General features: G+C 42.7%; 5 protein-coding genes and 1 pseudogene. 4 read left to right on the forward strand and 2 right to left on the reverse strand.

What is annotated here, in order from left to right; translation table 11 throughout:
• Nucleotides 1-653 (reverse strand): annotated as a pseudogene (locus F6K49_RS37040) (sensor histidine kinase); the annotation flags it as partial.
• Between the two features lie 223 nt (nucleotides 654-876).
• Between F6K49_RS37040 and F6K49_RS37045 the strand changes: the two are divergent.
• From F6K49_RS37045 to F6K49_RS37060, 4 genes are all read left to right on the forward strand, one after another.
• Nucleotides 877-1,296 (forward strand): Spy/CpxP family protein refolding chaperone, encoded by a 420-nt coding sequence (locus tag F6K49_RS37045; protein ID WP_075895856.1) that lies wholly within the window; start codon nucleotides 877-879, stop codon nucleotides 1,294-1,296.
• 266 nt (nucleotides 1,297-1,562) lie between these two features.
• Entirely contained in the window at nucleotides 1,563-1,793 is a 231-nt protein-coding gene (locus F6K49_RS37050; RefSeq protein ID WP_293105004.1) for a hypothetical protein, read from the forward strand.
• A gap of 404 nt (nucleotides 1,794-2,197) precedes the next feature.
• Nucleotides 2,198-2,614: a helix-turn-helix domain-containing protein gene (locus F6K49_RS37055; RefSeq protein ID WP_075895848.1), complete on the forward strand. Its 417-nt coding sequence runs from the start codon at nucleotides 2,198-2,200 to the stop codon at nucleotides 2,612-2,614.
• A gap of 115 nt (nucleotides 2,615-2,729) precedes the next feature.
• Entirely contained in the window at nucleotides 2,730-3,443 is a 714-nt protein-coding gene (locus tag F6K49_RS37060) for a DUF2259 domain-containing protein (protein WP_075895846.1), read from the forward strand.
• A gap of 36 nt (nucleotides 3,444-3,479) precedes the next feature.
• Here F6K49_RS37060 and F6K49_RS37065 read toward each other — a convergent pair.
• A partial coding sequence (locus tag F6K49_RS37065) for a pentapeptide repeat-containing protein (protein WP_293105009.1) occupies nucleotides 3,480-3,717 on the reverse strand: 238 nt, incomplete at its 5' end.

Here is a 3,717-nt window from a genome sequence, read left to right on the forward strand (position 1 = left end):
TTACGTTCTTGGAGCGTAGCAATATCTTCAATGCGCAGGGCATAGTGACGCAGTTGAGCATTAGCCTTAGCCAGCTCTTCCCGACTTTTTCGTTCTGAAAGTACAGTATCCACTAATAGCTGCAAAACGATTAAGACCAATACAAATATAAAGACAGAAGTCAATAAGATAAATAGTAATCGCTCCGGAATCAACCCTGTTGGTGGTGCTCTGAACACAGGAGGTGGTCTAAAGGGAGGACGATGCCTCAGACCATGATGCTGAAATCGAACCATTTGCTTCATTAGAAATAATATAACCGCAAATCCAGTCATCATTAAGCGACCTTGGAACTCGAATATAAAACAGTTGCGAACAACTAATATAATTAACATCAGTTGCAATAACCGAATGTGTCCCACTATGGATGCTAAAACAATTACCCCAATTTCGGCGGCAGTGTAAAGTACCTTATAAATAGGCTTATTTGTTGGTAATCTCAATCCCATTAACCCAAATACTGCCAGGCAAACTAGATTCAGTAGTGGCGACCTAGGTAGCATGGGAAAGGGAAGTTTTAGTAATTCCACCAAAGCGGTAATGATCAGCAGTATCCACTCCAGGTAGAGCAAAAATCGAATGGGGTGGTTAGTAATGTGAATAGGATGCCGCATTCACGATTGTTGTAAACAAGCAATAACAAACAACCAATAACCTTAATCCATGTGTCAAAGGTAATGCAAGACCCATTGGTCATGTCTAGCCCAGGACTTTAGTCCTAGAGGAATTGGGGTCTTTTGCCTCATGTGGTTTCACCCTCCCCCTTTTTAGGATAGAGACATCAAACAGAAATCAGCTCACCTAAAAACACTTATAAACAGCTAAATAGTGAACATCATGAACATCAAGCGCTTTTCTCTACTGGCAGGTATCGCAGCAATTACCCTCACTAGTTTTCCCATGGCAGTTAATGCCGAAGAACTTCCTCCATTTTTATCTAATCTGAACATCACTGACCAGCAAAAAGAGCAGTTTGAGGACATCATTAACAATACTGACTCCAAAATTGAGGATATTCTCACTCCTGATCAACAACGGCGCTTTGAAACTATAAAAGTGCTCCGCCGTCAACTGCGAGACGCAAGGGAGGGTCTGAATCTCTCTGAAGAGCAGTTAAAGCAAATGCAAGACATTAACAGGTCAGCACGATATGAGATGAGGGGTATTCTCACCGAGGAACAGCGCCAACAAATTCGTCAAGAAATAGGAGCATTTCGAGGTAAAGGCCCATTGAGACGGAGATTTTTCCAGAACTAGATTATCTCTTGGAATACAAAGTACTAACTCTCTTGATATAACTTGTTAAAGGTGCGCTTAACTCATTAATAATTAAATTCGCCACGGGTCGCACCTAATTGTTAAGTGTTAATTGACAAACCATTAACACTTAACAAGTTTTTTTTATTACCACCATAAACACTATCCTTTCCAATACCTTTAAAATCGGTGTTGCGTCAGTCTTTGAATGAATAGGAGTAGAGTGGGCATCCTGCCCGCCCGAAAATAAGGAGGAAACTGGCAAGATGCCAGTTCTACACAAGATGCCAGTTCCACCCAAGATGCCCATTCCACCAAGATGTCCACTCTACAAAACTATTACAATCATTCTATTATTAAGCAACGCCTGGAACCGAGGTGCTTTGCCTGATCATGGGATTGACCATAGGTCACGCTACGGGATGCTCCTGTGCAGCCGCTATGCGATGCTCCTTTGGAGCCGCTACGCGAACGCATTTACTGTACCTAGTCATTAACAAAAATGTGGCCACCCACTGGACTTGTTGCTGCGTGAATGCAATAGTTTTTTTGGAAACCTGGAACTGAGGCGCTTTGGCTGATCATGGGATTGACCATAGGTCACGCTACGCGAACACATTTACTGTACCTAGTAATTAACTTTGATATCGCCACTCACTCGACTTATTGATGCGCTAATGCAATAGTTTTTTTGGAAACTTGGAACTAGAGTAATGGCTGGAATGGGATCCATAGGTCACGCTACGGGATGCTCCTGGGTCGCCGCTACGCGATGCTCCTTTGGAGCCGCTACGCGAACGCATTACTACACCTAGTAATTAATACCTAAAATCTTATCCCTTGCATCTTATCCAAAATTCTGTTACATTAATAGTATCGTTAACGCAATGGTTAACTCCCCATGATGATTTCCACCGCACAAGCCGCTGATTTACTAGGTGTTTCCGCCACTCGCGTCCGTTACCTTCTCAGCAAAGGCAGAGTTAAAGGAGCCTATAAAGTGGGTAGAACTTGGGTGATTCCTCTGTTTGATGGCATGCCAGTAGTCACTCCCGGCACTCGGGGTCCCAAGCGGAACTGGTCAAAGCGCAGAGAGTACACTAAGGCTGTGATTCATGTTAACCAGAGGGTAATTCGCAACAATCTCAAGACAGGGGAGCGTAACCCTGTGATTACCGTAAAACGAGGCTCTCAAAACACTTATGGTCATACGGTGGAAGTCAATGGGCCGTGTAGAGTCATGTATCGCCCCGATGATCCCCTCAAATGTGGAGCAAGGGTGTGGATTGAGACTATTTCTGATTTTAAAGTTATTTAATTTAGTAACAGCTTACCTGACTAGACATCTACCTGATTAGACTAGGAAACGCTATACTCCAGAGAAACATCATCACTGGTATGGAAAAGACCAATTAAAGGATCAGGGAAGTCGGATGAAACGCTTTTATTTATATTCAAGTTTGTTGATTGCTAGCTTCTTTCTACTATTGCTTGGAGAGGAGGGATTAGCACTTATTGTCAAAACCAATCGTCGATTGTCAGGTTTTTCTGTAGATAGCCGTAACTATATTTATCTGGAAAGTGCTAGAAACCATGTCACAAAGGTTCCTACTGCCAAAATCCAAATTATCGATGTAGCCACTAACGCTTGTGTCAAGAAAGGTTGTCTAGAAACTAACTATAACTACTCGGATTCCAATCTCACTCCTAAAGAGGCTGAAGAGAGTTTACTCAGGAAAACCCAAAGAATAAGACAGAGCTTAAGACTCAATCAATTAAAAGTAGGACTCAAACTGCCAATTATTGAGCGTTCCATTCAACCCAATGGCACAGAAACGGTTAAGGTCTTGGTGGATAAAGAAAAAGACCCACTAGAGATTCGTTTAGAACAAATTTATATTCCCTCAGTTTTATCTGGAGGAATGTCTGATATAGACCGGGCTTCAATGCACCTAGTCATTAATTACAATTATCGCCAACTGACCCTAGGTAAACTGAACAATTACCGTGAAGCTATCAGGAAATATTCCATCAGAGAAGTTCGCTTATCCCCCAATAGACAGAACATAGTTGTACTGATCAATCTCCACCAAGCCACCTATAACGCTGACTTTCAGACAACCTTTGTTCAAAGTTTTCCGATCTAAACTACTTTTGCCTTCTGCCTTTTGCTTTCTAACAGTTTAGTGGTGAAGCGTGCCATTAGGCATAATTGCCCCACTGATCAACGTATTCCTCAAGTCAACATCACTCAGGTCTACGCCAGCCAGTTTAGCATCCTTAAGTTGTGCCCCATGGAGATTAGCACCACTTAGGGTTGCCTTGGTTAAGTCAGCACCAGTTAAATTTGCCCCTAACAAGTCAGCACCTGTCAAATTAGCCCCTGCCAAGTTTGCCTGACTCAGGTTTGCCCCCCAAAGG

The organism is Moorena sp. SIO3I6, from assembly GCF_010672095.1.

What these genes read in the sequence shown, in the direction of transcription:
- F6K49_RS37045 (WP_075895856.1), top strand. Translation starts at nt 877, where the DNA reads ATGAACATCAAGCGCTTTTCTCTACTGGCAGGTATCGCAGCAATTACC.
- F6K49_RS37050 (WP_293105004.1), top strand. Translation starts at nt 1,563, where the DNA reads ATGCCAGTTCTACACAAGATGCCAGTTCCACCCAAGATGCCCATTCCA.
- F6K49_RS37055 (WP_075895848.1), top strand. Translation starts at nt 2,198, where the DNA reads ATGATGATTTCCACCGCACAAGCCGCTGATTTACTAGGTGTTTCCGCC.
- F6K49_RS37060 (WP_075895846.1), top strand. Translation starts at nt 2,730, where the DNA reads ATGAAACGCTTTTATTTATATTCAAGTTTGTTGATTGCTAGCTTCTTT.